Source organism: Alicyclobacillus acidocaldarius subsp. acidocaldarius DSM 446, assembly GCF_000024285.1.
Lineage (GTDB): Bacteria > Bacillota > Bacilli > Alicyclobacillales > Alicyclobacillaceae > Alicyclobacillus > Alicyclobacillus acidocaldarius.
Genome location: NC_013205.1, coordinates 834,038 through 854,868 on the forward strand (window position 1 = coordinate 834,038; position 20,831 = coordinate 854,868).

Below are 20,831 nucleotides of genomic sequence, written 5' to 3' on the forward strand. Positions count from 1 at the left end.
TTTGCGGATTGGCCATGGGCCGCCGAGTTGGATCGCTGAAGCGACGAAGGTGGGCGCGTTCTGGGCATGCTAAGCGAGCGAGGGGGGAGCAAGCGGTGAAGAAGGACATCCAGTCCACGAAAGAGCAGACACCCATTACGGAAGCTGAGAACGCCATCGCACAGGCGGAGCGCGCGGCAAAACAGGCGCTTTCTCACACCAACCGCACGAACCTCATGTCCGCCAAGGAGGCTCTGATGCAGGCTGAGCATGCCGTCGAAAGCGCGGACGGATCGTCCAATCCCCAGGCCGTGGCGGCGCTCCACGAACACCTGAGCCGCGTCCGAGCGGCGCTCGGCGAGGCGGAAGCGAAACAACCGTGAGGCTTTCGCTTCACGGTTGCTTCATTTTTCCTGCCTTCCGCACGCCGACGAGAGCTTGTTTCGTCAAGAGCGGGTGGGATTCGATGTGCCGATAGTCGGGCGTCGCGTAAAGCGCGGCGAACGCGCCGGCCACGCCCGCGCCGCAGGCGAGCAGGAGCAACTCCGGTGCCACGCCCTGCTGGAGAATCCACGAGGACAAGGCGTAGCTGATGGGCGTGAACCCGACGCTGACGAGCATCAGGACCGACATCACCCGACCGAGCTTTTCTTCGGGGATACTGCTTTGTAAAAAGGCGAGGAACGGGATGTTGACGATGCTCATGAGGATGCCCACGAGGCCGAGCGCCGCCATCCCCTGGATGGGCACCTGCCAGTAGCCGACCGTCGCCATGGCCAGGCCCATGAGCGCGCCGCACATGCCAATCCAGATGAGCTTGCCCTGAAATCCCTTGAGCAGCGCGACAATCACGCCTCCGACAATGGACCCAATTCCGAGCGCAGACTGGTATTCGCCGAGCACCGCGCCCGTCCAACCCCGGCCGCGGATCATCACCGGCACGCCGATACTAAGCGGACCGATGCAAAAGAGATTCACGACCAAGCTCAGGCACATCACGATGAGCAGAAGGCGGATCTGTGCCACAAACCGGAGGCCGTCCGCGATGTCGCGCAGAACGGCAGTCACGCCCTGCACGGGCTCGGCGAGGCCCCCGTGCGCGCGAAGACGAAGCCAGAACACCGTCACGGCCGCCACGGCAAACACGAAGGCCACCACGACGAACATCAACCGGTAGTCCCGCTGCGCCAACAGGACGGCCGCGAGAATCGGACCCACCACGGTGCTCGCCTGCTGCACGGTCTGGACGATGCTTGAGGCCTGCGCCACGTGCTCCTCCTCGACGGCGGTCTGCACGATGGACGAGGTAGCCGGGTAATAGAACGAGTCGATCACGCCGAACAACACCGCCATCAGGTCGATGGCCCAGAGCGGCGCTCGCGGGCCAAAAAGCGCGATGCGAAGCGCGAAGGCGGCCAGGACGGCTGCGCGCGCGGCGAGGGAAATGCCCATGATCCATTTGCGGCTGACGCGGTCGGCGATGGCGCCGCCGACCAGCATGAAGATGACGCGCGGCACCGAGGCGAGCGTCATGGTGGCGCCGAGCGCGAGCTGGGATCCGGTGATGGTCAGCGTGTACCAGCTCAAAATCGTGAAGTACGCATTGTCGCCGCCCACCGAAAACAGTGAGCCCAAAACAAGAATCCACAGATTGCGCTCGCGCACAAGCCGCCTGTCGAGATTCAGCAACGCTTTCGCACCACCTTGCCCGCTGGATCACTCTCCCTTCTAAATATACACATCTGCTCCGATGCATCCAACCACTTTTTGGTCATGGACAATCGGCACGCTCACCGTGATGCATCGCCTGCGGCTTTGCGCCGAAAGGTAGGGCGCGGATATGTACGACTCCCCAGCCAGGGCGGCCTGGAACCACGCCGCGCCGCGCTCGCCGCAGGGGATTCAGACCGGGAGATGAACGCGGAGCTGATGGAGGAGGTCGCGGTCGATCTCCATCCGCGCCGTCTTGAGCGGATCGACGACTTGGCAGATGCGAAGCCGACCGGCCGCGCTCAGTAACATGCAGGCGTCGGCGAGATGGAGGTGAGCGGCGGCCGCGAGCCACGTGGCGGCCCGTTTCGTCGCCAACTCGGCCGCCTCGTCCAAGGTGGCCGCGGAGGCAATGATGCTCACATCGTCCGCAGACACCACCATGGGCGCCGGACACGTCGCCCCTCGCACCACTTCCAGTCGCACCGTCACACGGCCTGCGATTTCGACGCCGGACACGCCGACTTCGCCGTCGCCCATGGCCGCGTGGAGATCGCCGAGCGCAAACAAGGCGCCCGGGGCGGAGACGGGGAGCAAGAGCACCACGCCCGCCGTGATGCGCGTGCAGTCCATGTTGCCGCCGTGATCGCCGGGCGTCCCGCAGGGGATGGCGCCGGTTGCCGGGGCCACGCCGATGACGCCGATCATCGGCCGCAGCGGCGCGCGCACGCCGCCGGGGAGGACGACCTGGTTTTGGTCGATCTCGACGAAGCGAATGGCATTCTCGCTCAGATGTGCGCCCATCACGCCCAGGTCAGGGCCGGTGGTCATGATGCCTCGGTTGGCGAGTTCGATGTCCAAGATGTGCACGGCGAGCAGGTCGCCCGGCGCCGCTCCCTCCACGTGGACGGGGCCGGTGGCGGGATTGATGCGGCTCCAGTCGAGGGTGCCGAAGTCCTGGTCTTCTCGCTCGATCTGATTCTCGAAACAGTCGCACGTCTCGATGTGCACCACCGCGCCATCTGGAACGGACAGGGCGGGCGGGTGGGACGGAGAGAGCGAATAGACGATGTGTCTGGGGTCAAGCGTGTACACCGCGGTGGACATCAAGATCCTCCTCTCGAATGCTTTGGCATGTGCCCAGGTGCTCATACATCTCTTTGACACCTGAGCCGAATTCACCTGCGGCCATTTTGGAGCGCGCGGCATACTAACGCCGAAGGGGGGATGAAGGTGTCCAACAGTCGACACGAGTCCAAACCGCTGCACAACGACGCCAACAAGACGCTGCCGACGGAAGAGCGGGAAGAGCGCATCCCGGGCGAGAAGCTTCGGGTGAAACTCGGCAAGAAGAAGTGAGCGCGGGCGCGTGGGGGCGGCGATTCCTCCACGCGCCTCGTCATGTGGGGGAGGCCGCGGCGCCGCCTGCGGGCAGGGATTGACCGCCATCCTGGCGAAATGATGCATGGTGCAATCGCGCCCAGGAAGCCGTGGGCGTTGCGAAGGTGAGCGGGCGTGATCGCAAGGAAGCGTGCGGCGGCCCTGGCCGCGGTCATGTATTTGGCGCTTGTCGCTTGTGTAGCTTCGTTTGTGTACCGGTGGAATGTGCCCAAGCCGGTCGAGCGGGACCGCGTGGTCCGCGTGGCGAGTCCGGCGCGCCCGTTGCCGCGGCTTGACGCGCCGGTCTTCGGCGCTCCGCTGTACAGACCGCCCAAACCGCCATCGGGCATGCGCCTGTCCGTGATCCACGAGCCGAACTTCACGGCGTACGTGCTTTGGGTGCGGGATCCGCGGCGCGTCGAAATCGTGGAGACGCGATATGCGGGCGACGTGGGCGAAACGGTCGAACAATTCGTGAACGACTGGCACGCGGTCGCGGGCGTCAACGGCGGATCGTTCACGGACACCAACTGGCAGGGGACGGGAGGGCTCGTGCAGGGCATCGTCATCAGCAACGGGCGGATTCTGAAGCGCGCGAGCGGTCCCGAAAGCATTGTCGGCTTCACGGCGGACGGCCGCCTCATCTCAGGCACCTACACGCTCGCCGAATTGCAGGCGATGGGCGTCACGCAGGCGCTCATGTTTGGGCCTACGCTCGTCGATCGCGGCGTGGACCAAATCCAGGGCGCGGGCGACTGGGGCTATGCGCCGCGGACGGCGATAGGGCAGACGGCGGACGGGACGGTGATTCTGATGGTGACCGACGGCCGCGAGCTCCATGGGCCCGCGGACATTGGCGCGAGCCTCGGCGACATCGCGCGCCTCATGATCTCGCTCGGCGCCGTCACGGCGGCCAATCTGGACGGCGGCTCGTCCGCGACGCTCGTCTACGATGGCTGCTTGATCAACCAGCCCACGGACATCCTGGGCGAGCGATACATCGGCACGGCCGTGATCGTCAAATAGCGCGAAAGAGGTAGGCGTGTGAAGCTGAAGCGGCTTGGCATGTACCTAACGATTCTGGCGGGGACCGCAGCCGTGCTGTGGGGAGCGCAGGAAGTTGCCCGTTCTCACCCCGCGCCCATCCGTTGGCACAGGGTGGTGGTCCGCGAGCCGCCCCCGGAACCCATTCTCCAGACTCCCCTGCGCGCGCGAGGCGCCGATTTCGAGCGCGCGCTGGCTTGGGATCCGAGCCCTTCCCGCCTCGCGGCGTTCGCCGTAGAGCCCGGAGGTCAGTTGCTTGTGTTCGACCTTCGTACGGGGAACGCATTGGCGCGCCTTCACGTCTCGTCTGGCGTGGCAAGCGCGGAGTGGGTGAGCGACAGGCTCATGCTCATCCTCACGGGCGGCGGATTGCTCGAGACGTACGACGTTTGGAACCACGTGCTGAGGTCTATCGCTTCGCTTCATCCGCCCGCGGGCATGGTCTACCGCGCCGTGGCCTGGAGCGGCTACACGAACGATCTGTACGTCATCTTCTCCAGCGTGTGGGGAAATGAGGTCTACTACTTTGACACCAATGAACACATGTACGCGGAATCGCTCGGCGACCTCTCCATCCGCCAAGCCTACGACGGTTCCACGGATCTCACCTTGTACGTCGTCGACGCTCATCATCGCCTCTGGGTCGACCGCGCGGGGCTTCTGCGCCCCGTGGCCTCTCAGGTGGCGCTGATCCGCGGCGCTGGAAATACCATCTATTGCGCGGAGCTCAACGCCCGGGGAGAGGCCGTCGCCGTCCGTGCGTTTGACGGCCGCGCGTGGACGACCCTGTGCCGGTTGCCCTCACCTGTGCCCGCCTCGTGCTTGGTGATCGATCACGCCGGTCACACGTACATCGTGAGCCGGCAATTCATTGAGGACGCCTCGGGCCGCGTGGCGCGGGCGCCCCAGGGGGCGTTTTTCTTCGCTTCGCAGAGCGCGGACGCGGTAGTGGCCGTCCGAGGAAGCGCGTACGGGGTCGTGATGGATTGAGGGTCGCATCTGTCGAGCGAAGTTCTCAATGTGAAGCCGATGTGGATGTCGTATAATGTTGGGCGACTGCCGAGGCAGCCTTCCGCGTAGCTTCGGACATGACAGAGCAGGGAAGTGGCAACGTGGAACAGCGACAACCGATGGAAGAGAGGCCGAAGCGCAACTGGTTTTCCGGCCTGTTTTTGCCCATCCTGATTGGCGTGGCCATTGCCATGGCGCTTCGGTTGTGGGTGGTGAGCCCCGCTCGGGTGCCGTCCGCTTCAATGTACCCCACCATCCCTGCGACGAGCTCCCGGAATTTCGCGTACGTGATCGTCAACAAGCTGGCGACGGAGCTTTGGCCCATTCACCGCGGGGAGGTCGTCGTGTTTCACTGGCCGGACGATCCGAGCGAGCTCTTCGTGAAGCGCGTGATCGGCTTGCCTGGGGACACGGTGACGGTGACGTCCAATGCCGTGTACATCAACGGCAAGAAGTTGGTCGAGAACAATCCGGATATTTCGAAGTACAACGGCACGGTCGTCGGGACGTGGAAGGTACCACCCGGGTGCTACTTCATGCTGGGGGACAACCGGCCCATCTCCGACGACAGTAGGCTCTGGGTGCACAAGTTCGTGCCGCGCTCCATGATTGTGGGTGAGGCGGAATTTGTGGTCTATCCGTTCAACAAAATGAGCGTCATCTCCCAACACGTGTGAGAGGAGTGAGCGCAGATGCAGTATGTGCGCCTCGGCAAGACGGGGCTCGAGGTTTCTCGCATTTGCCTCGGATGCATGAGCTATGGGGATCCGGAGCGCGGCACGCACTCGTGGGTGCTGCGGGAGGAGGAGGCGCGCCCGTTCATCCGGAAGGCGCTCGATCTCGGCATCAACTTCTTCGATACGGCAAACGTGTACTCGCTCGGCGCCAGCGAGGAGATCCTAGGCCGCGCGCTGCGCGACTTCGTCAGGCGTGACGAGGTCGTGATCGCCACCAAGGTGCACGGGCGCATGCGGCCGGGGCCGAACGGCGGCGGGCTTTCGCGCAAACATATCCTCGAGGAGATCGACAACAGCCTGCGACGCTTGGGCACGGATTACGTGGATCTGTATCAGATCCATCGGTTTGACCCGAACACGCCGGTCGAGGAGACGATGGAGGCCTTGCACGACGTCGTGAAGGCGGGCAAGGCGCGGTACATCGGTGCGTCCTCCATGTACGCGTGGCAGTTCTTGAAGCTTCAGCACGCGGCCGAATTGCACGGGTGGACGAAGTTCGTGTCGATGCAGAACTACTACAATCTCCTGTATCGCGAGGAGGAGCGGGAGATGATGCCGCTCTGCCAGGCAGACGGTATCGGCGTCATTCCGTGGAGTCCGCTCGCGCGCGGCCGGCTGACGCGGGACTGGGACACGCGCACGGCGAGATCGGAGACGGATGAATTTGGGCGAAAGCTGTACGCGCTGACGGAGGAGAGCGATCGACGTATTGTCGAACGGGTCAAGGGCGTGGCGGAACGGCGCGGCGTGCCGATGGCGCAGGTGGCGCTGGCGTGGGTGTTGTCGAAGCCGTTCGTGACGGCGCCCATCATCGGCGCGACGAAGCTCCATCACCTGGAGGACGCCGTGGCGGCGCTCGAGCTTCAGCTGACGCAGGACGAGATCGCCGAGCTCGAAGAGAACTACGTGCCGCATCCGGTCCTGGGCCACCAGTGATACGTATCGGTTCATCATGTCGGATGAAAGGGGCGCGGTGAAGGATGTCCGTGGAGTTAGAACCCAAGCAGGCGCTCCTCGACGAGGGCTCGCGCTATGCGAACCGTCGAACGTTCGCCATCATCTCGCACCCGGACGCGGGGAAGACGACGATGACCGAAAAGCTGCTTTTGTTCGGCGGCGCCATCCGCGAGGCGGGCGCGGTGAAGGGGCGGAAGGCGCGGAGGCACGCGACGAGCGACTGGATGGAGATTGAGAAGCAGCGCGGCATCTCGGTCACGTCGACCGTGCTGCAGTTCGATTACATGGGGTGTCGCCTGAACCTGCTCGACACGCCGGGGCACGAAGACTTCAGCGAGGACACGTACCGGACGCTCGCGGCGGCCGACAGCGCGGTGATGTTGATCGACGCGGCGAAGGGCGTGGAGCCGCAGACCATCAAGCTGTTCGAGGTCTGCCGGATGCGCGGCATCCCCATTTTCACGTTCATCAACAAGCTCGACCGCCACGGCAAGGATCCGTTCGAGTTGATGGAAGAGATCGAGCGCGTGCTCGGCATCCGCTCCTGTCCGGTGACCTGGCCCATTGGCATGGGACCCGATTTCCAGGGGATCTATCACCGAATGGAAGGGCGGTTTGAGCGCTTTACGAGCCGGACGGAGGAGATGACGTCCGTGCAGGTGCCGGACTTGAACGATCCGGCCCTCGCTGAGGTGCTCGGCGAAGCGCTCTGGCAAAAACTCAAAGACGACATCGAACTGCTCGATGTCGCGGGCGACCCGTTTGATGCGGATCTCGTTCGCCAGGGCAAGCTGACGCCGATGTACTTCGGCAGTGCGATTGCCAACTTCGGCGTCGCGTCGTTTCTCGAATCGTTCATTCAGCTCGCGCCCGCGCCCGGCCCGCGCGAGACCAACGCAGGCGTGGTGCGCCCGGACGATCCCGTCTTCACCGGGTTCGTCTTCAAAATTCAGGCGAACATGAATCCCGCGCACCGGGATCGCGTCGCGTTTGTCCGGATCTGCTCGGGCAAGTTTGCGCGCGGCATGACGGTGACGCACGTGCGCACGGGCAAGCGCCTTGCGCTCACGCAGCCGCAGCAGTTCTTCGGCCAGGAGCGCGAGACCGTCGACGAGGCCTACGCCGGCGACATCATCGGCATTCACGATCCCGGGCTGTTCCGCATCGGCGACACGCTCGCCGAGCGAGGCACCTTGGAATTTCCGCCGCTGCCCTCGTTTTCGCCGGAACACTTTGCGCGGGTGTCCGTGCCGAACGCGATGAAGTACAAGCAGTTCCACAAGGGAATTGCCGAGTTGTCCGAAGAGGGCGCCGTGCAGGTGTTTCGCCAGGCCAACCGCACGGAGGATCTGATCCTCGGCGCCGTTGGCCAGCTTCAGTTCGACGTGTTCGTCTACCGCATGAAGCACGAGTACGGCGTCGACGTGGAGATGATCCGCTTGCCGTACCAGTTCGCGCGGTGGCTGGCGTCCGACGAGCCCGTCGAACACCTCCAGTTCGACCGATACGCGACACTCGTGGTGCGCGATCGCGACGGGCGCACGGTGCTCTTGTTCCAGACCGAGTTCGCCATGCAGTGGCTATTGGACAAAAATCCGAATGTGCGCCTGCACAAGACGTCGTTCGAACTGGACGCGGCCCAGGAGCGCTCGGGGGAGTGAGGCGCGTGCCGACGGCAACCTACATGACCTACCCACAACTCGTCGATCGCCTGCGCCGACTCGCCGACCTGGCGCCGGATCTCGTTCGGCTTGAGGTCATCGGGAAGAGCCGGCTCGGGAGAGACCTGTTTGCCGTCACGCTGACGGATGCGGCGACGGGATCGCCCCTCGACAAGCCGGGCGTCTTGGTCGACGGCAACATTCACGCGGGCGAGGTGTGCGCGTCGAGCGCCGTCGTGCATTGGATCGAGCGCCTGGTGGAAGAGCGGGACCGCGATCCGGTCGTGCGCGAGTTGCTTCGGACGCGCACGGTGTACGCCATCCCGCGCATCGCGGTCGACGGCGCGGAGGTGTATCTCACCACGCCGGCCAGGCTTCGCTCGAGCCCGCACCTGTACCCGCACACGTCGCCACCGGACGGCTTTGTCGAGGACGACGTCAATGGCGACGGGCGGATTCTGTGGATGCGCGTGCCGGCAGAGGACGGGGCCTACGCCATCGACGAGATCGATCCGCGCGTGATGCGCCCGCGGCAGCCGGGCGAGATCGGGGGCGTGTATTACCACGTCTTCCCCGAGGGCCGCGTCATGCGGACATCGCAAGGCGGGGCGCGGCCGGCTGCATCGTCCGCGCGGGACGTGCGCCTCCACGGCATGGACTTCAACCGGAACTTTCCCATCCGCTGGGCCGGGGAGAGCGGCCAGTCGGGGGCGGGGCCGTTTCCGCTGTCGGAGCCCGAGTTGCGGGCGCTCGTCGACTTCATCCAGGCTCACCCCAACATCGCCGCGTATGCTGCCCTGCACACCTCGGGCGGCGTCATCCTGCGTCAGCCGTCGACCGGCGACGATACCGTGTTGTCTCCGCTCGATCGCGCGCTTTTCACGGAGGTCGCCCGGATGGGAGAGCGGGAGACGGGGTACTTCTCGGGCTCCAACTACGAGAAATTCGCGACGGGCCATGAGGCCGTCCTCATGCCCGGCGCGGCGGACGACTGGATGTACGATCATCTAGGCGTGCTCAGTTTCACGGTGGAACTCTGGGACCTGCGCCGGCGCGCCGGGGCGCGAGGATACGGCGAGATCGGCATGCGCAAGATGATGGCGCTGACGGTGGAGGAGCGGCTCGAGGACGAGCGCAAGGTCGTCGACTACGTGGCTCGCGAGTTTCCCGATGCCTATACGCCTTGGACGCTGTTTGATCACCCCGACTTCGGGCGCGTGGAGATCGGCGGGTTGGACCCAAAATTCGTGATTCAGAATCCGCCGCCCGCTCTGCTCGAGGAGGAGTGCGATCGCGTCGGGCGGTTCCTCACGCGGCTTGGTCTGTCGACGGCGCGGCTCGTGGTGAGTGGCATCTCCGTGGAGCCGGTCGCGGAAGGCGTGTACCGCGTGGTCGCGGAGGTGGCGAACGCGGGCTTTTTGCCGACGGCGAGCACGAAAAAGGGGCGCGATCTCGCGCTGGAGGGCATCCGCGCCGAACTGCGCGGGGCATCGGAGATCCTCGCAGGTGCGTCGCCGTGCGAGTTGGATCACCTCGATGGGTACGGGTTTCACGGCAACTGGCGCCTCCCGGCGCATCAGCGGGCGCATGTGGAATGGGTGGTGCGCGGCGCGCCGGGGGCTTTCATCGAAGTCCGTTTTTCCACGCCGCGCGCGGGGCGGGCGACGGCGAGCGTCGCGCTCCCGTGAGGGCGTTTTGCCTAGAATCTATCCTTCAACATGGGATGAAGCGGAGTGGTTTGCGACGGCATGCCGCTCCGCTTCGCTTTTCTAGTGGATATTTCCTATGGATTCTGATAAGATGGAGGAAGAGGTAGGGAGAGAACCGGTGCGCGGTTGGGCCCTACCGACAGAGTGGAGTGGGCATTGCGGGAAGCGCGGCCGTGTCAGCCGCGCGCCATGGCTGGGTAAGAGATGCAAATGTCGGGAGGTGGGAGCGGCGTTGCGAGAATTCGTCAACGGGATTACAATATTAGCAGCCGACTTCAACGAGTGCTAACAGGGTGTTGCCCTCTCGCACACCATGACGTTCCACCGCGGTGTGTCCGTCATCTGCTCTCCCTGCGCTTCCTCAACGCATATTAGCCGCAGGTACTCGCGCACAGTGACATGGTCGGAGTGAGTCGCGAAACAGAGCCAGACAGCACACAGGAGGTGGTGCGTGCATGACGTTGGAAATCGGATATGTCAGCACTTATGTCCCCCGGAAATGCGGACTTGCCACATATACACACCATTTGCGCCAGAGCGTTCGCCGGGCGGCGGGACCGTCCGCGGCCGACCAGGTCATCGCCATGTTGGCCCCGGATGAGGACGTGAAGAACTACAACCGCTCGTACTGGTTCCTTCGCCGGGATGAGCGCAGGGATTACGCGCGCATTGCACGGCGGGTGAACGACAGCCGAATTGGCGTGGTCTCCCTGCAGCACGAATTCGGCATCTTTGGCGGCGAAGCAGGGTCGTACATCCTCGACTTCATTGACGCGCTGGACAAACCGCTCGTGACGACGTTTCACACCGTCTTTCAAAAGCCCATGTCGCCTTATCGCGAAGTGCAGAAGGAGATCGCCGAGAGAAGCGACCGCATCGTCGTGATGAATCGACAGGCCATCGATTATCTCGTCGACGCATTCGGCATCTCGCCGTCGAAGATCCACTATCTCCCGCACGGCACGCCGGTGCGATCTGTGACGCCGCGGGCCGAGTTGCGGAAGCAGTTCGGTTGGCAAGACCGGGCCGTGATCGTCACCTTTGGGCTGCTCGGTCCGAGCAAGGGCATTGAGTTCATGTTGGATGCGATGCCGGACATCGTGCGCGAGGTTCCGAACGCGCTGTACGTGATCGCCGGACAGACGCACCCGGAAATTGTCAAGCGCGAGGGCGAGGCGTACCGCGAGTCGCTCATGCGGCGAATCCATGAGCTCCACTTGGACGATCACGTCGTGATGCTGAACCAGTACATGTCCGAGTCCGACATCGTGGATCTTATCACGGCGGCGGATCTCTACGTCACGCCTTATCCGAACATGGAGCAGATTACGAGCGGGACGCTGGCCTACGCGGTCGGCATGGGGCAGGTCGTGCTGACGACGCCGTACGCGTACGCGCGCGACCTTCTGAAGGACGTGCCGGAACTGCTCGTGCCCTACGGGGACACGCGCGCGTGGGCGGATCGGGCTGTGGAAATCCTGACGAACCGCGATGTGCGCGCGAAGTACGCGGAGCGGATTTCGGCGATTGGGGCAGACATGACGTGGCCGCGCGTGGGCGAGCGCCATTGGCAGTTGTTCCAGGACGTCGCCCTGCGGGCTCGCCATCGCGCATCGGGGGTGAAGGGATTTGCGGTCATCGCACACTGATGGGCTGCCGGTTTCGCTGGATCACCTGCGCCGGATGACAGACGACACAGGGCTCATTGAACACGCGATTGGCCGCATTCCTCGCCGTCAGGAAGGGTATTCCACCGACGACAACGCGCGGGCGCTCTGGCTCGCGTACGAGTGGCTCCACTACGCCCGCGAGCGGGGCCTGGAGGCGGAGGCGGCCGATCTCGCGCGGCTCATCGACATCTACTTCGCGTTTTTGGCCTGGGTCCAGAAGCCCGACGGCTGGTTCCACAACAACGTGTCGTACGATCGCCGCTTTGAGCTGGAGGTTCCGTCGGACGACTGCCAAGGGAGGTCCGTGTACGCGCTGGCGGTGGGCATGTGCGAGGAGCGCGATCCGGCCCGCCTGACGGCCTACGCGCAAGTGCTTCGCCGGGGCCTTGAGGCAGCCCTTAGGCTCACGCACGCACGCGGCGTCGCCCATGTCGTAGCGGCCGCCGCAAGGCTTTTGCGCCACGCAGAGGGGGTCGAGCTTCCCGAAGACGCGGCGCCCGAGTTCTGGGCCTTTGTCCGTCAGCGCCTGCCGGGCGTCGTGGAGCGCGGCGCTCGCGATCTCGTGTCGCGGTTCGAGGCGCACGCACGCGGCGACTGGCCTTGGTTCGAGGACCGCATGACGTACGACAACGCGGTCATGCCCTGGGCGCTCTTCGAAGCCTATGCGCTCACCGGCGAGGCCCGATGGAGAGAAGTCGCGGAAGCCTCGCTCGACGGGCTTCTCGCCCGCATGCGTGCGCCCGAGGGATGGCTTCGGCCCATTGGCAACCGCGGCTTCGCGGCGCCTGGCTTCACCGCCATTTGGGACCAGCAGCCGCTGGAAATCGCCCAGCTCGCCATTGCGTGCGAATCGGCCTGGCGCGCGACGGGTGACACGGCCTATCGGCGGCTTACGGCCGAGTGCCAGCGCTGGTTCTACGGTGAAAACGACAAAGGGGTGCCGATGGCCGATCCGGCCGACGGCAGTTGCTGCGACGGCCTGACGCCGCAGGGTCCCAACCTGAACCGCGGTGCAGAGTCGACGTGGTCGTACCTCATCACCGAGATCCACGTCGAGCGGGCATTTGCCGATGATCTGGACGCCGCGCGGGCGTTCGGCGCGTGGGTGGGCGTTCCGCGCCAGACCCTCGTGTCCGCACGGTCGAGACGGGCGCTCGGCGGCTTTCACCGGTGACCTCACACGCGCCGGCCAGCCTCACAAGGGGGCGAGGCCGGCGTTTCCGTTTTCCTTCATTCGTCGGTACCAGCCGAGAAAGGCGTTCTCGATCGCTCCTCGCATCTTCGGCTCGGAGAATTCTCCTTGATAGAGCGTTTCCTCGTCTCGCCAGTCGGCCCATAGGCCGTTTTCGTCCGGGGCCTGTGTCCAGAAATCGTCCTTCGCCCGAACGTCGAACACCCCGTTCTTGTACTTCGCCACCACTTTGAAGCGCGGGCTGTAGAAGTGCGAGTTGAGAAAGGCCACCACGAGCTCGACGGACTCGGTGGTCACAACCTTCGCCTCCAAGGCGGAATCGCCTTCATGAATGGACTTGGCGATCTCGTTGAACAGTCGAACGGCCTCTTCTTTACACTCCGTGTCGCTCATGACGACGTGCGTCTTGACGTTCATCTCGTCCCCGCGCTCGCGGATGCGCGTCATCTCATGGTGAAACGCGTCCATCCCATCGCATCCCTTCCGCACGCTCTTGAACACATCGTCTCCCACCTTCGGCGTTTCATGCGCTTCCGCGCGTCCGCAATTGGTGTACAATGAAGGCGTTGTCATGCGCTTTGCCCAAAGGGTTGCACATCATCCATGATGGGAGGTATGTCGCCATGCGCGTGGTCATCACCGGAGGAAGCGGCCTGTTGGGCCCATGGGTCATTCGCGAGTTTTTGAGCGCAGGCTACGACGTGTTGAACGTCGATACGCGCCCGCCCGCTGAGGAACTGTGTCCCACCATCCTCGCGGACCTCACGGACCTCGGAGACTGTTATCAGGTGCTTCAGGGCGCCGACGCCTTGGTCCATCTCGCCGCACTGCCGCGCGTCGGCATCCGCACGGATGCGGCCACCTTCGCGCTCAACACTGTCTCCACGTACAACGTGCTCGAGGCGGCGGGATCGCTCGGCGTCCGCAAGGCCGTCATCACGTCGAGCGAATCTTCGTATGGACTCGTGTTCGCCAAACATCCGTTTGCGCCGAAATATGTGCCTGTCGACGAGGACCATCCGCAGCTCCCCCAGGACGCCTACGGCCTGTCGAAGGTGGTCAACGAGCTGACGGCGGAGACGCTCTACCGGCACTACGGCATGCAGATTGTGTCGTTCCGGCTCGGGAACGTGATTGCGCCTCACATGTACAGAAACTTTCCTGACTTCATCAAAAAGCCGGAGGTGCGCAAGAACATCCTCTGGTCGTACATCGACGCGCGAGACGCCGCGGTGGCGTACAGGCTGGCCGTGGAGAAGGACGGCCTGGGGTGTGCCAAACTCAACATCGCCGCGGATTGGACCAGCATGGATCTGACGAACGGCGAACTTCTCGCGGCGTGCTATCCCGAGGTCACCGACATCCGCGTCGATCCGAACGGCTACGAGACGCTGCTCGCCAACCGGAAGGCAAAGGAGATGCTCGGCTGGCAGCCGATGTACCACTGGCGAGACGAAGTCGCGAAGCTCTGAGAACCTGCGGCCTTCGCGCCCGCCGGGGGGCAAAGGCCAAGCAGCGCGCCAACAGGGGCGAGCCTGTGGCGATTGGGAAAGGACGACCTTCGATGCCCATCATCTTTCACTCGGATGAGCGCCTGTTTCACCTGATGACGCCGAGATCGAGCTACGTGTTTCGCGTCGGCCATGACGGCTTATTGGAACACGTCTACTGGGGCGCCAGGTTGGAAGACGCGTCGGACCTGGTCCGCCTGGCGCGCGCTTGCCAGCGGCTCGATGCGCGGCCGGAGCACATGCGCGCCATCGACATCGGCTCGCTTCGCCTCGAGTACCCCTCATTCGGGACGGGCGACCACCGCGATCCTGCCTACGAGGTCTTGCAGCCTTCGGGCAGCCACGCGTCCCAGCTCGTGTACGAATCCCACCAGATCCGACCTGGCAAGCCGCCGCTTCCGGGCCTGCCTGCGTTTTACGTCGAATCCGATTTCGAAGCGGACACGCTCGAGATTTCGCTGGTCGATCCGGCCATCTCGCTGCGCGTGATCCTCTCCTACACCGCCTACCGCGACTTCGATCTCGTCTGCCGCCACGCGCGCTTGGAGAATGCGGGTACCGAACCGCTCGTCCTGCGCCGGGCGCTCTCCGCATCTGTCGATCTCGACCTGCGGGAGGCGGACTTCGTCCAACTCTCCGGCGCCTGGATCCGCGAGCGGTTCATCCAACGGACGCCGCTTTCGCCTGGGCGGCATGAGATCATGAGCCGCTCCGGCGCGAGCGGTCACAAGCACAACCCGTTCTTCGCCCTCGCGGCGCCGCATACGACGGAGGAAGGCGGCGAGGTGCGCGCGTTCGCTCTCGTGTACAGCGGCAATTTTCTCGGCGCCTGCGAGATGGAGCCCATGCGGCAAAACGTGCGCGCGCAGATCGGCATCCACCCTTCCGATTTCTCCTGGCGCCTCGAACCCGGCGAGCGGTTTGTCACGCCCGAGGCGGCGCTCGTCTACTCGGACGAGGGATGGGGCGGTATGTCGCGCACGTTCCACCGCGCCATTCGAAAGAGGCTGTGCCGAGGGACCTATCGCGATCGCGTCCGCCCCGTGCTCATCAACAATTGGGAAGCGACGTACTTCCATTTCGACGAGGAAGATCTCGTCGAGATCGCAGAGCAAGCCCGCGATCTCGGCGCGGAGATGTTCGTCCTCGACGACGGCTGGTTCGGCCAGCGCGACGACGATCACACGTCGCTCGGCGACTGGTGGCCGCACCCGCGCAAACTGCCGAACGGGCTGCGCCATCTCGCCGATCGCATCCACGCGCTCGGGCTTCGCTTCGGCATCTGGATGGAGCCGGAGATGGTGTCGCCGAAGAGCGAGCTGTATCGTGAGCATCCGGATTGGTGCCTGCACGTGGCGGATCGGCCGAGATCGGAGCGAAGGCATCAGCTGATGCTCGACCTCACGCGCGAGGATGTGCGCGCCTTCGTGGTGAACGCGGTGTCGCGCGTGATCGAAGAAGGGGCCGTCGATTACATCAAGTGGGACATGAATCGGCCGATGACCGAGGTCGGATCGGCCGCGCTTCCGCCTGAGCGCCAGCGCGAGGTCGCGCACCGCTACGTGCTCGGGCTGTACGAGATCCTGGAGACGCTCACGAGCCGATTCCCGAACGTGCTATTTGAAAACTGCGCCTCGGGCGGGGGCAGGTTCGAACTCGGCATGCTCCACTACATGCCGCAGACGTGGACGAGCGACAACACGGACGCCGTCTCCCGGCTGAAGATCCAGCACGGCACGAGCCTCGTCTATCCGCCAGTCGCGATGGGCGCGCACGTGTCGGCCGTTCCAAACCACCAGATGGGGCGCGTCACGCCGTTCGCCCTCCGCGCCGGCGTCGCCATGTGCGGCAACTTCGGCTTCGAGCTCGATCCGCGGCGCCTTTCGGACGCGGAGCGGCGCGAGGCGCGTCAGGCGGTGGAGCGGTACAAAGCGCTTCGACACCTCGTGCAGTTCGGCGACTTCTACCGGCTGCTGTCCCCGTTTGACGGGCCCGAGGCGGCCTGGATGTTCGCTGTCGAGGATGGCAGCGAGGCGCTCGTCGCCTATTTCTGCACGTATCCGGATCCCTTGGATCCGCCGGCGCGCGTGGTCCTGCGCGGCCTGCGGCCCGAGGCGCGCTATAGGTGTGAGGCGCTCGGCGAGAGCTTCCGCGGCGACGCACTGATGCGCCACGGCCTCGTCATTCCGCGCCAGGTGGGCGACGGGCAGGCCGTGCTCATTCATCTCAAGCAAATCGGGGAAGGTGATCGCCCGTGATTCGAGTCGGTGTGATGGGCTGTGGTGTGATCAGCGAGGTGTACCTGAAGAACCTTCGGTCATTCGGCATTCCCGTGGCCGCGGTGGCGGACCTCGACGCGGAGCGGGCCGCGGCGCGCGCCGAGCAGTTTCAGGTTCCGGCGCTCACGCCCGACGAACTCCTCGCGCATCCCGACGTCGATCTCGTCCTGAATCTCACGGTCCCGAAGGCGCACGCCGACATTGCGCGTCAGGCGCTGGCGCGAGGCAAACACGTGCACACCGAGAAACCGCTCGCGCTTCAAGCGGACGATGCAAAAGCGCTCGTCCATCTCGCCCGCTCTCGCGGGCTTCGCATCGGGGCCGCGCCAGACACCTTCCTCGGCAGTCACCTCCAGACCGCGCGGAAGCTCTTGGACGACGGCTGGATTGGCGAGCCCATTGGCGCGACAGCGTTCATGATGAGCCATGGGCCGGAGCGCTGGCATCCGAATCCGGACTTCTTCTACCAGGCCGGGGGCGGCCCGATGTTCGACATGGGCCCCTACTATCTCACGGCGCTCGTCCACCTGATGGGCCCTGTGCGCCGCGTCGCGGGCACGGCGCAGACCACCTTTTCGACGCGCGTGGTCGAATCACCAAATCGATTCGGTGAGCGCATCCCCGTGGAGATCCCGACGCACGTGCAGGCCCTGCTCGAGTTCGAGCGCGGGGCGACGGGCGTGCTCGTCACCACGTTCGACGTGTGGCACTCCGAATTGCCGCGCATCGAGATCTACGGCACCGAGGGGACGCTCGCTGTACCGGATCCCAACAATTTTGGCGGCACGGTGCGGGTGCGCCGCCGCGGCGCAGACGCGTGGTCGCCCGCGCCCGCGCTCTTCGGCTTTTCGGAGAACCGCCGCGGCCTCGCGGTGGCCGACATGGCGCTCGCCATCCGCGACGGCCGCCCGCACCGCGCGTCGGGCGATCTCGCCATGCACGTCGTCGAGGTCATGGAGGCCATCCACATCTCGGCGCGCGAGGCGCGGCACGTCGAAATTGTCTCGCGCCCCGCAAGGCCCGAGCCCTGGCCCATCGGCTACGACGAGACCGCTCTCGCGCTCGACCTGCAGGGCGAGAGGCAGCGGGATCCGTCATGAAGGCGCTCGGCGTCGATCTCGGCACGACTTCCATCGCCGCGGTCGTGTACGACACCGCGGCGAGTCGAGTGGCGTGGTGCCAGTCCCGGCCGCACGGCGCCGAGCTTCGGACGGACGATCCGCTCGCGTCGCTGCAGGACGCCGAGCGCATGCTGGCCCTCGCCGAGCGCATGGTGGAGATGGGGTTATCGGAGCATGCCGACGTGGCGGCCATCGGGGTCACCGGTCAGATGCACGGCGTGGTGTATCTGGACGCTCATCTCTCCCCGGTGAGCCCGCTCTTCACGTGGCAGGACCGGCGCGGGGGTCAAGAGGCGGCGCCGGGCGAGACGTTCGCCGAACGGCTGTCTCGACTCACGGGATGCCGGGTGCACATCGGCTATGGGCTTGCGACGCACGCCTATCTCGCGCATCACGGCCTCGTGCCCGAAGGCGCGTCGTGGCTCGCCACGCTGCCGGACGCGTTTGCGGCCCGCCTCGTCGGACTGTCGCGGCCGCGCGCACACGCGTCGCTCGCGCACAGCATGGGCGGGTTTGATCTGGATCAAGGCGCATTTGTGGCCGGAGGTCTGCCGGAGGCCGGGATCGACCTCTCGTGCCTGCCCGAGGTGGTGCCGGATCTTCACATCCTGGGCGAACACCGCGGCATTCCCGTCGCAGTGGCGCTCGGGGATCACCAGGCGAGTTTCCTCGGCGCGGTGGGCGTGGAAGAGGGCGGCGTGCTGGTGAACATCGGCACGGGCGCCCAGGTGTCGGTCTGCGTGCGGGGAAGGCCCGAGCTGTCGCCTGGCGCGGAATTGCGGCCGTTTGTGGGGGACCTGCGCCTCGCGGTCGCCGCGACGCTCGCGGGCGGAGCGGCGTACGCCCTCGTGGCCGCGTTTTTCGATCGCGTCGTCCGCATGCACGGGCTCGAGCCGACTCGTTCCACCTACGACGTTCTCGACGAGGCCATCGCGGCCTGGCGCCAATCGGGCGGCGGGCCGTTCCCGCGGGTGCGCCCGACCTTCTTTGGGTCGCGATCGAGCGATGAGGACGGCGCGCGGGTCGAACGATGGACCGCGGCAGGCATGGCGCCGGAGGCCTTCGCCTGGGGCGTGCTGTCAGGCGTGGCGGAAGAGCTGCACGAGGGCTTTTGCCGCCTTCCGCCGTGCGGGCCGGACGGCCCCCGCGCCCTCGCAGGCGCGGGCAACGCGCTGCGCGTCAACCGACACCTGCGAGACGCGGTGGAAGCGGTCTTCGGGCGGCCTGTGCAGCTCGCGCCTGATCCGGAAGAGGCGGCGCAGGGCGCCGCGCGCTGGGCGGCCATGGCCGTGACGGCGTGACGCCTCGTTCCCTCGCCCGGATGGGCGACGACGGACGCGCCAGTTCTCCATCCGTTGAGGCGCCCATTACGCATCCGCGAACGCCGAGAACACCCGCGCCACGACCGCCGCTGCCGGCTTGCCATAGATGCAGTAGCTTCCGTCCTCGGACGCCGCTTCGCGCGGATACAGCTTCCAAGGCCATTCCCACAACATATAGCCCTTGAACCACGGCTCGTCGGGCATGGCGGCGAACATGGCTTCGTAAAACCGCGCCTGCTCGTCGAGATCGATGGCGCCCGGGTGCCGATAGTCCCACGGGCAGGCGCCGGAACCGGAGCGGCTCGGACACCCCACCTCCATGAAGAAAAGCGGCTTCCCCTGCGCCTCTGCGACCTCGCGGAGCACCGGCACGCGATTTCGCCACCGGTCGATGGGGTAGTAGGCGCTCGACGAGATGAGGTCGACCGCGTCCCAAAACCGCACGTGCTCCTCGCGCCCGTGGTTGCAGTTGTACGTCACGAGGCCGTCATACTCGCTGCGCACGCGCGCGATGGCCTCGCGCCACATGCCCTCGTGCGGCTCGGCGGTCGTCATCTCGCAGCCGACGCAGAACATCTCGCAACCCGTGCGCTTCGCCAGGCGCGCGTAGTGGGCCATCATGTCGGTGTAGGACCGGAACCACGTCGCCCAGGACTCGAGGTCCGGGCCGTCTTCCTTCTCGAAGCGGATCTCGCCTCTCCACGTCCCGTCTCGACAATTGACGGTCGGCTTCAGGCACACTTTGAGACCGAGGTCGTGGGCGAGATCCACCATCGACGCGATCTCGTCGTCGCTCACGGTGACTGGCGGCCCGTACGCGATGGCGGGATCGCCCGGGTGCTCCATCAGGCCCGCGAAGGCGAGCGTCACCCAGTTGAACGGCTGTTCGGCGAGCGCCCGCATCGACGCACGCGCCTCGTCGGTGGCCCACGTCCCGTGCTGGCCGACGAAGCCAAACGTCATGCCTCGGATGAAGCCGAGATCGAATGCGCTTTCGAAACGTCCCATCGCCGCTCACCTCCAAGGCGCCTCAACGGCGGTCGTTTTCCAGCAGTTCAATCACGGCTCGCGCGGACGACGCGCCGTCGAAATACGCGTATCGCCCGCCCGTGTATTCGCCTCGCTGGACGAGCTCAAGCCCCGCCTGGGTCAGCGCCTCGGCGTGCGCGGCCATGCCCTCGACCTCAAACGCCACGTGATGCACGCCCTCGCCGTGTTCATCGAGCCAGGCGCGCCAGGTGCTCGGATGTTCGTCGGGTTCGATGAGCTCGATGTCCAGGTTTTCGAGGCGGAAAAACGCGAGTTTGGCGCGCGCTTTTGTCGGGCGTCCCTGGTATTCCGTCCGCGCCTCCTCGTACGCCTCGGTCCAATGCCACTTCGGCACGTCACAGCCGAGGAGTTTCGCCCAGGCGGCGCTCGCCGCTTCGATGTCCCGCACCACAATGCCAATTTGCGCGACGCGCCGCGTCCCCAATGGATACGCTTCCATACGCCTTCCTCCCAAAACGTTTTGACACCATCTTACCACGTCGGCTGGCGCTCGTGTCA

Annotated in this window: 20 protein-coding genes; 14 read left to right on the forward strand and 6 right to left on the reverse strand. The window is 65.3% G+C overall.

Annotated elements, in window-relative coordinates:
• Window positions 1–95: 95 nt before the first annotated feature.
• Window positions 96–362, forward strand: a complete 267-nt coding sequence (locus AACI_RS03870) for a hypothetical protein (protein WP_012810171.1) — start codon at window positions 96–98, stop codon at window positions 360–362.
• A gap of 10 nt (window positions 363–372) precedes the next feature.
• On the opposite strand, the gene AACI_RS03875 is transcribed toward AACI_RS03870, so the two are convergent.
• The 3 genes from AACI_RS03875 to AACI_RS03880 are packed head-to-tail and all read right to left on the reverse strand — an operon-like array spanning window position 373 to window position 2,796.
• Window positions 373–1,668 carry an MFS transporter gene (locus tag AACI_RS03875; RefSeq protein WP_012810172.1) on the reverse strand — a complete coding sequence of 432 codons (1,296 nt, stop codon included), beginning with the start codon at window positions 1,666–1,668 and terminating at the stop codon, window positions 373–375.
• A 39-nt stretch (window positions 1,669–1,707) separates the two neighbouring features.
• A complete protein-coding gene (locus AACI_RS17220; protein WP_394295651.1) occupies window positions 1,708–1,881 on the reverse strand; it encodes a PDC sensor domain-containing protein in 174 nt (57 codons plus the stop codon).
• Window positions 1,882–2,796, reverse strand: a complete 915-nt coding sequence (locus AACI_RS03880; protein WP_012810173.1) for an acetamidase/formamidase family protein — start codon at window positions 2,794–2,796, stop codon at window positions 1,882–1,884.
• A gap of 126 nt (window positions 2,797–2,922) precedes the next feature.
• Between AACI_RS03880 and AACI_RS17095 the strand changes: the two genes are divergently transcribed.
• From AACI_RS17095 to AACI_RS03920, 9 genes are all read left to right on the forward strand, one after another.
• Window positions 2,923–3,048: a hypothetical protein gene (locus AACI_RS17095; RefSeq protein WP_008336890.1), complete on the forward strand. Its 126-nt coding sequence runs from the start codon at window positions 2,923–2,925 to the stop codon at window positions 3,046–3,048.
• A 156-nt stretch (window positions 3,049–3,204) separates the two neighbouring features.
• Window positions 3,205–4,095: a phosphodiester glycosidase family protein gene (locus AACI_RS03885; RefSeq protein ID WP_012810174.1), complete on the forward strand. Its 891-nt coding sequence runs from the start codon at window positions 3,205–3,207 to the stop codon at window positions 4,093–4,095.
• A gap of 18 nt (window positions 4,096–4,113) precedes the next feature.
• Entirely contained in the window at window positions 4,114–5,103 is a 990-nt protein-coding gene (locus tag AACI_RS03890; protein ID WP_012810175.1) for a hypothetical protein, read from the forward strand.
• A gap of 98 nt (window positions 5,104–5,201) precedes the next feature.
• Window positions 5,202–5,801, forward strand: a complete 600-nt coding sequence (gene lepB / locus AACI_RS03895) for a signal peptidase I (protein WP_035468762.1) — start codon at window positions 5,202–5,204, stop codon at window positions 5,799–5,801.
• 15 nt (window positions 5,802–5,816) lie between these two features.
• Window positions 5,817–6,797, forward strand: coding sequence for an aldo/keto reductase (locus AACI_RS03900; RefSeq protein ID WP_012810177.1), 981 nt, complete (start codon window positions 5,817–5,819; stop codon window positions 6,795–6,797).
• A 44-nt stretch (window positions 6,798–6,841) separates the two neighbouring features.
• Complete coding sequence (locus AACI_RS03905; protein WP_041707320.1) at window positions 6,842–8,479, forward strand: peptide chain release factor 3; 1,638 nt, start codon at window positions 6,842–6,844, stop codon at window positions 8,477–8,479.
• Between the two features lie 5 nt (window positions 8,480–8,484).
• Window positions 8,485–10,167, forward strand: coding sequence for a M14 family metallopeptidase (locus AACI_RS03910; RefSeq protein ID WP_245530701.1), 1,683 nt, complete (start codon window positions 8,485–8,487; stop codon window positions 10,165–10,167).
• Window positions 10,168–10,643: 476 nt separating this feature from the next.
• On the forward strand, window positions 10,644–11,837 hold the full coding sequence (locus AACI_RS03915) for a glycosyltransferase family 4 protein (RefSeq protein WP_012810180.1): 1,194 nt from the start codon (window positions 10,644–10,646) through the stop codon (window positions 11,835–11,837).
• Window positions 11,818–13,032 carry a hypothetical protein gene (locus AACI_RS03920; protein WP_012810181.1) on the forward strand — a complete coding sequence of 405 codons (1,215 nt, stop codon included), beginning with the start codon at window positions 11,818–11,820 and terminating at the stop codon, window positions 13,030–13,032. Before AACI_RS03915 ends, AACI_RS03920 begins: the two co-directional genes overlap by 20 nt.
• Window positions 13,033–13,053: 21 nt before the next feature.
• Here AACI_RS03920 and AACI_RS03925 read toward each other — a convergent pair whose 3' ends face one another.
• Window positions 13,054–13,551: a hypothetical protein gene (locus AACI_RS03925; RefSeq protein ID WP_012810182.1), complete on the reverse strand. Its 498-nt coding sequence runs from the start codon at window positions 13,549–13,551 to the stop codon at window positions 13,054–13,056.
• Window positions 13,552–13,673: 122 nt separating this feature from the next.
• Between AACI_RS03925 and AACI_RS03930 the strand changes: the two genes are divergently transcribed.
• The 4 genes from AACI_RS03930 (at window position 13,674) to AACI_RS03945 (ending at window position 19,262) form a co-directional block, all read left to right on the forward strand.
• The gene (locus AACI_RS03930) at window positions 13,674–14,522 is read left to right on the forward strand and encodes an NAD-dependent epimerase/dehydratase family protein (protein WP_012810183.1); all 849 of its coding nucleotides are present in this window, start codon (window positions 13,674–13,676) and stop codon (window positions 14,520–14,522) included.
• A gap of 92 nt (window positions 14,523–14,614) precedes the next feature.
• Entirely contained in the window at window positions 14,615–16,819 is a 2,205-nt protein-coding gene (locus AACI_RS03935) for an alpha-galactosidase (RefSeq protein ID WP_012810184.1), read from the forward strand.
• Window positions 16,816–17,940: a Gfo/Idh/MocA family protein gene (locus AACI_RS03940; protein WP_012810185.1), complete on the forward strand. Its 1,125-nt coding sequence runs from the start codon at window positions 16,816–16,818 to the stop codon at window positions 17,938–17,940. Before AACI_RS03935 ends, AACI_RS03940 begins: the two co-directional genes overlap by 4 nt.
• Window positions 17,937–19,262, forward strand: a complete 1,326-nt coding sequence (locus tag AACI_RS03945) for a sedoheptulokinase (RefSeq protein ID WP_012810186.1) — start codon at window positions 17,937–17,939, stop codon at window positions 19,260–19,262. The genes AACI_RS03940 and AACI_RS03945 overlap by 4 nt, the downstream gene beginning before the upstream one ends.
• Before the next feature lie 66 nt (window positions 19,263–19,328).
• Here AACI_RS03945 and AACI_RS03950 read toward each other — a convergent pair whose 3' ends face one another.
• Together AACI_RS03950 and AACI_RS03955 are read right to left on the reverse strand one after the other, a co-directional pair.
• Window positions 19,329–20,291 carry a glycoside hydrolase family 113 gene (locus tag AACI_RS03950; protein ID WP_012810187.1) on the reverse strand — a complete coding sequence of 321 codons (963 nt, stop codon included), beginning with the start codon at window positions 20,289–20,291 and terminating at the stop codon, window positions 19,329–19,331.
• A 22-nt stretch (window positions 20,292–20,313) separates the two neighbouring features.
• Entirely contained in the window at window positions 20,314–20,772 is a 459-nt protein-coding gene (locus AACI_RS03955; RefSeq protein WP_012810188.1) for a VOC family protein, read from the reverse strand.
• Between the last annotated feature and the right edge of the window lie 59 nt (window positions 20,773–20,831).